The 5,661-nt window shown below is 58.3% G+C and carries 4 protein-coding genes; 1 reads left to right on the top strand and 3 read right to left on the bottom strand.

The genetic code is table 11. The features are described 5' to 3' along the window. Nucleotides 1–134 precede the first annotated feature (134 nt). Nucleotides 135–1,409: an NADP-dependent isocitrate dehydrogenase gene (gene icd / locus Q0288_RS16115; RefSeq protein WP_299432727.1), complete on the top strand. Its 1,275-nt coding sequence runs from the start codon at nucleotides 135–137 to the stop codon at nucleotides 1,407–1,409. 656 nt (nucleotides 1,410–2,065) lie between these two features. Here icd and Q0288_RS16110 read toward each other — a convergent pair. From Q0288_RS16110 to gatA, 3 genes are all read right to left on the bottom strand, one after another. Beyond that, on the bottom strand, nucleotides 2,066–3,142 hold the full coding sequence (locus Q0288_RS16110; RefSeq protein WP_366914795.1) for a hypothetical protein: 1,077 nt from the start codon (nucleotides 3,140–3,142) through the stop codon (nucleotides 2,066–2,068). 55 nt (nucleotides 3,143–3,197) lie between these two features. Beyond that, nucleotides 3,198–3,974 (bottom strand): exonuclease domain-containing protein, encoded by a 777-nt coding sequence (locus Q0288_RS16105; protein WP_299432721.1) that lies wholly within the window; start codon nucleotides 3,972–3,974, stop codon nucleotides 3,198–3,200. Nucleotides 3,975–4,336: 362 nt separating this feature from the next. Next, on the bottom strand, nucleotides 4,337–5,661 hold a 1,325-nt coding region (gatA, locus tag Q0288_RS16100), incomplete at its 5' end, for an Asp-tRNA(Asn)/Glu-tRNA(Gln) amidotransferase subunit GatA (protein ID WP_299432718.1).

Below are 5,661 nucleotides of genomic sequence, written 5' to 3'. Positions count from 1 at the left end.
GGTGCTCCCGGATTCAAAAAGAGAGCCTTGGGGTCTCCGGGTTGGATGACTATCTGTTGAATCCGGTATGAGCCCTGCCTTTAACAATTCGCTGCGAGCCATGAACCTCCAGCTTCTGTTATGCTTTTGGAGTTATGGCCTACAATAAAATCACCGTTCCTGTTGGCGAGAAGATCTCTATTCATGACGGAAAACTGCAGGTGCCCGACCACCCCATTGTGGGCTTCATTGAGGGCGATGGCACTGGCCCCGATATCTGGCGAGCATCCCAGCCGGTACTGGACGCTGCGGTTGCCAAAGCCTATGGCGGCAGGCGCAGGATTGCCTGGGCCGAAATCTACGCAGGCGAAAAGGCCAACCGGGTCTATGGCGAGGCGGTCTGGCTGCCAGAGGACACCCTCGAGTTCATTCGGGAATACCTGGTTGCCCTCAAAGGCCCCCTGACCACGCCGGTTGGGGGTGGGATTCGTTCTATCAATGTGGCCTTGCGTCAGGAACTCGACCTGTATGCCTGTGTTCGTCCAGTGCAGTGGTTCGAGGGTGTGCCCAGCCCGGTGCGCCACCCCGAACTGATAAATATGGTTATATTTCGCGAGAATACCGAGGACATCTACGCGGGCATCGAGTTTGCTAAGGATAGCCCCGAGGTCACCAAGTTCCTCGAGTGGTTCAAGCTGGAGTTCCCCAGGCCCTATAGCAAAATCCGCTTCCCTGGTACAGCAGGTATCGGCATCAAGCCGGTCTCGGAGGAAGGAACCCACCGTCTGGTTGAGGCTGCTTTCAGCTATGCTATTGATAACGATATGCCCTCGGTCACACTGGTACATAAGGGCAACATCATGAAATTTACCGAGGGGGCTTTCCGCGACTGGGGGTACGCCCTCGCCAAGAGCAAATTTGGCGCAGTAGACCTGGACGGGGGTCCCTGGCAGACCTTTGCCAACCCCAGAACCGGCCAGCAGATCGTGGTCAAGGACATGATCGCCGATAACTTCCTGCAGCAGGTTCTGCTCCGTCCCGCCGAATATAGTGTGGTCGCCACCCTCAACCTGAATGGCGACTACTTCTCCGACGCGCTGGCGGCCCAGGTCGGCGGTATCGGTATTGCCCCTGGCTCCAACGTGAACTACTACACTGGGCACGCAGTCTTTGAGGCTACCCACGGCACGGCTCCCAAATACGCCGGCAAAGATCAGGTCAACCCCAGTTCGGTAATTCTTTCGGGTGAGATGATGCTGCGCTACCTGGGCTGGCCTGAAGCCGCCGACCTGATTATCCACGCCATGACTAAAGCCATTGCCCAGGGACGTGTGACCTACGACTTCCACCGCCTGATGGTGGCTGAGGGGCGCAACGCAACCCTTCTAAAATGCAGTGAGTTTGGGCAGGCCCTGGTGGAAAACATGTAGTTGTTTCGGCCATGCGGGGCGGCTGGCTCTGGCCAGGCCCCTTTTCTATCAATTTCAAGCATAAAGCCTCTCTTTTCCATTGGCCTTCCCGCCCCTGATCCAGGGTGGAGCAAGACCCACCAACTCATCGAGACCGCTTTCTCTTCGCTGATCCTGGACAGGGCCGGCCCCGGGAGCATTCGCGTACCCCCATCAGTCGAGGTTCCACCGTGTGTTTGTCGCTGCATCAGGCTCGGCCTACATATGGGTTTGGCACCTGGTCGCACTTCCCGCTTTAGCGCACCCGTTCAGCCGTAGGTGTTGCCGAGCAGGGCGCGGCTGCCTCTCGCATGCTTGTGGGGATTTCCAAATTGTACGAGAACTTCGGGGCTCTTTTTGAAACGGCTCTCATACCGGATTCAAAAAGATCATCCTCCAACCCGGAGACCCCGAGGCGATCTTTTGGAATCCGGGAGCACCCCCTCCCGGACGGTCGGCGAAAAAAGCGTCTCCCTTCGGTCGGGTTAGACCGAATCGGGTATAAGTGCGCCCACGATAGAAATTTCGGTGATGGCTTTGGATGAGATGGATTACTGGGGTTTGCTTCGGGCAGCTCCGTTGTGTGCCTCCCAAGGCAGTGCAAATTCCTAACCAGGAGATACGTAGACCCCAAAAAACTAGGGTTTCCGCTCGAGCAGCACACCGTTAAGCCGCCGCACCATCACCCCAGCATACTCCGCCCAGTCGGCCAGAGCCTGATCTACTGACTGGCGCATCAGGAACTCTCCCGGCGAGAGACGCCTCAGGAGCAGGAAGGGAGGACTGCTGAGGCTCTCGAGCACATTCTGCAGGTGATCGGCCTCGAGGTTCATATCCCGCGCCATAGGCATCAGGTCGGCCAGCAGAAAGACTTGTTGTGGAGGCTGGTCGGCCAGAAGGGTTAGAACTGCCGAAAAGTGACTACGTTCGCGCAGCACACTGTAAATTTCGCGCCCGAGCCCCTCCACGTTTTCCAGGTCAATCCGCCCTTCGCGAAGCAGCCGCTCAATATCCAGGGGGCCTACCGGGAATGCACTTCTAAGTTTGGCGAGGCGCTGCAATGCTTCGGGTGAGGCATAGCCCAAGCCTACCTGCACCAGCCCAGAAGGTCGCACCGTGGCAATTTCGGCCAGGGCTTCGGGTTTGGAGGACTCACTTGCCACAATCGCGGCATACTGCACCCGGCCTTGCTGCCGGTAGGCCAGCAATTCCCTGGCCTCCATCTCGCCAAACTTGGCCAGGGCCAGGTGGAAAGTACGGCGGCCCATCGCAGCCCTGAACACCCAGGGCGCACTTCCCGATTCGCGGCTGAGACCCAGCGCCTCGAGGTCTACTGAAAAAGCCGGCACCTCACTGGCAACGGGCTTGTGTGGAAAGATCACTTCTTTGGGGTAGGGCGTGACCTTGACCCGTTTTTCAGTTTTTTCCGGGACGGCCTCGGTAGGCTGGGGTCTGGAATGCTCCGACTCAGGCGAACGGAACCGGGCTGGCCTGGCCGAAGGCGTGAGGGCTTCCAGGCCAATCTCCTCTTCCTCCAGGTGCAAGGCAATCTTGTCGTTGACGCCCAGCCGTCGTTTGGCGTAGTAGGGCGCAAGGCCCTCGAGGCGATTTTGTCGCCAGTTCACGCTACCATCGTAAATTTCGCCCTCCTCATCACGAAGGGCAATGCGGTCCTTCCCCTGCAAGAAAACCCGCAGCGACTGGGTAAGATTCATGGTTCCGCTGTTTAGGCAAGCACTGGTGAGGACGTAACGCGCAATCATAGGTTTCCTAGGAGGCTCTTGCAGCAGCAACCTGACTGGTCGAGGTGGGTCTACCGGCGGTTAGCATGTAATACATTTCATGAGCGACCTGAAGCGTGGTTTCCACGTCTCCCAACGCACGGTGACGACCATTGATGGGGCCGAGATCGAAGGCCCATGCCAGCGAATCCAAACCGCGTTTGCTCAGCCCCGGCAGAGCTTTGCGTGCCCAGTGTATCGTGTCTACCACCGGATTATCCAGTCGGTACCCCAGGCGTTTAAACCGGGGCTGTAAAAACCCAAGGTCGAACCCGGCATTCTGAATGATCAGGGTCGCGTCCTCCAGGAGCGGCAGGGCTTCACGCAAAACCGTGTAGATGTCGGCAGCACCACGCACATGTTCATTGCGGATTCCGGTCAGGCGGCTGATAAACGGTGGTACGGGAACGCCTGGATTCACCAGGCGCTCAAACACCGTGCGCTCACCATTCTCCAGGCGCACCATGGCAAGCTCGATAATTTCGTTGTGCTCAGGCGAAAGACCGGTGGTCTCTACATCCAGCACCACCACAGCTTCTCCCCTCGCTGGAAAGGTATATTTCCATTCCCACAAACCAATCCCGTCCTCCCTCCGCTCGAACCGCCCATCCAGCAGCTCCCGCAGCAAATCGTTGGCCCAAGCACCCTTTGGCAACCCCGGTGAAGCCAGCACCTGAAGGGCCAGGGTGTGTTCGGAAAGCTGGCTACCAGTGCTACGAAGATGACGGGCAAGTCGGGTTGAAAGACGATAGTGGGTCGGGCTCATGGAATGTTTGGGGTTAGGAACCGGCGATACGTGCATCATAAGCACGAGACCTCGAGGGATGCTTTGAGACCCGGTAGAAAGCCTGGTTGTTTATGCGAGTCCAAGAGAATAAAAAGGTCTCTCAGCGAGTATACCGCAGCTTACACTGATATGACAGAGCTTCACAGAGATTAACGCCTTAACGTTAAGTACCGCTTGGTTCTGGGATTCTTGCGTTATGTCAGTAACTCATAGCCCTTGGCCGACAACCCCCTCCCTGCTTCGTCCTGTGACTCTCAGCTCGAGGTTTCTGGGTTGAGATTAGAGACCTGCAACTCCCAGCAGCATCTTTACCGGGATGCACAAACTCATGGAACACAAGCCTACCATTTCAACCTGGCCACTCGAGCAAAAGCCCGCTCTGTTGCTTGCTCGAAGGCATGGGCCACGGTAAAGATTCGCTCGTCCTGCAGCGGCTTGCCGATTAACTGCACCCCCACCGGCAAGGCACCCTCGAACCCAGCCGGGATGCTCAGCGCAGGCGCACCGACCAGATTGACGGCCACGGTGTCAATGTCGGCCAGGTACATCGAGAGGGGGTCGCCGGTTTTCTCGCCAAAACGGAAGGCCGGGAAGGGGCTGGTAGGGGTAAGCAACAGGTCGGCCTGGGTAAAAGCGGCGTCCATATCAGCTTTGAGCTTGGCCCTGGCCCGCAACGCCTTGCCATAGTAGGCATCGTAATAGCCAGAGGAAAGCACAAAGGTTCCCATCAGAATCCGCCGCTGCACCTCGGGGCCAAAACCGTGTTCGCGGCTTTGCATCATGGTGGCGATGCTATCCTCGCCGGGCACCCGGAGGCCATAGAGGGTTCCATCGTAACGGGCCAGGTTGGAGCTGATTTCGGCGGTGTTGACGATGTAGTAGGCAGCCAGGGCGTAGTCCAGGGTTGGAATGCTAACCTCCACAAAATGCACTCCCTGCGCCTCCATCACCACCCGGAACCGCTCGAGGGCCTCCAAAACGCCAGAGGAATTGCCCACTGCCAGGGCTTCCTTTACGATGCCGACGGTCATTCCCGATACCGAAGCCTGCAAGGCTGCGCCGAACCGGGGTATGGCTTCCAGACTGGTGCTATCCATGGGATCATGGCCGTTTACCACATCCGTCAGTATGGCCAGATCTTCCAGTGAACGGGCCAGGGTGCCTACCTGATCGAGGCTGCTGGCGGTTGCCACCACCCCATAGCGGGAGATACGTCCATAGGTCGGCTTGAACCCATAGACCCCGCACAGCGCGGCAGGCTGGCGTACGCTGCCGCCGGTGTCGGTTCCAAGTGCAACCGGCGCCATATCGGCCCCCACCGCAGCCGCCGACCCCCCCGAAGTGCCTCCAGGCACCCGCTCCAAATCCCAGGGGTTGCGGGTCGGGCCGTAGGCCGAATACTCGGTAGAAGAACCCATGGCGAATTCGTCCATGTTGGTCTTGGCAATGATGACCGCCCCAGCCTGGCGGAGTTTGTCCACCACCGTAGCGCTGTATGGAGGCACAAAAGAAGAAAGTATTCTGGAGCCACAAGTGGTCTCGAGGCCCTGGGTGCAGATGTTGTCCTTGATGGCAATCGGGACACCTGCAAGCGGCAGGTTTTCCCCCCCAGCAAGGCGTTTTTCAATAGCCTGGGCCTCCTGCAGGGCGCGGGGATTCAGGCGGA

The organism is uncultured Meiothermus sp., from assembly GCF_937863175.1.
Taxonomy (GTDB): domain Bacteria; phylum Deinococcota; class Deinococci; order Deinococcales; family Thermaceae; genus Meiothermus.
Note: the sequence above shows the minus strand (reverse complement) of the source record. Positions and strands in the feature narration are given on the sequence as shown.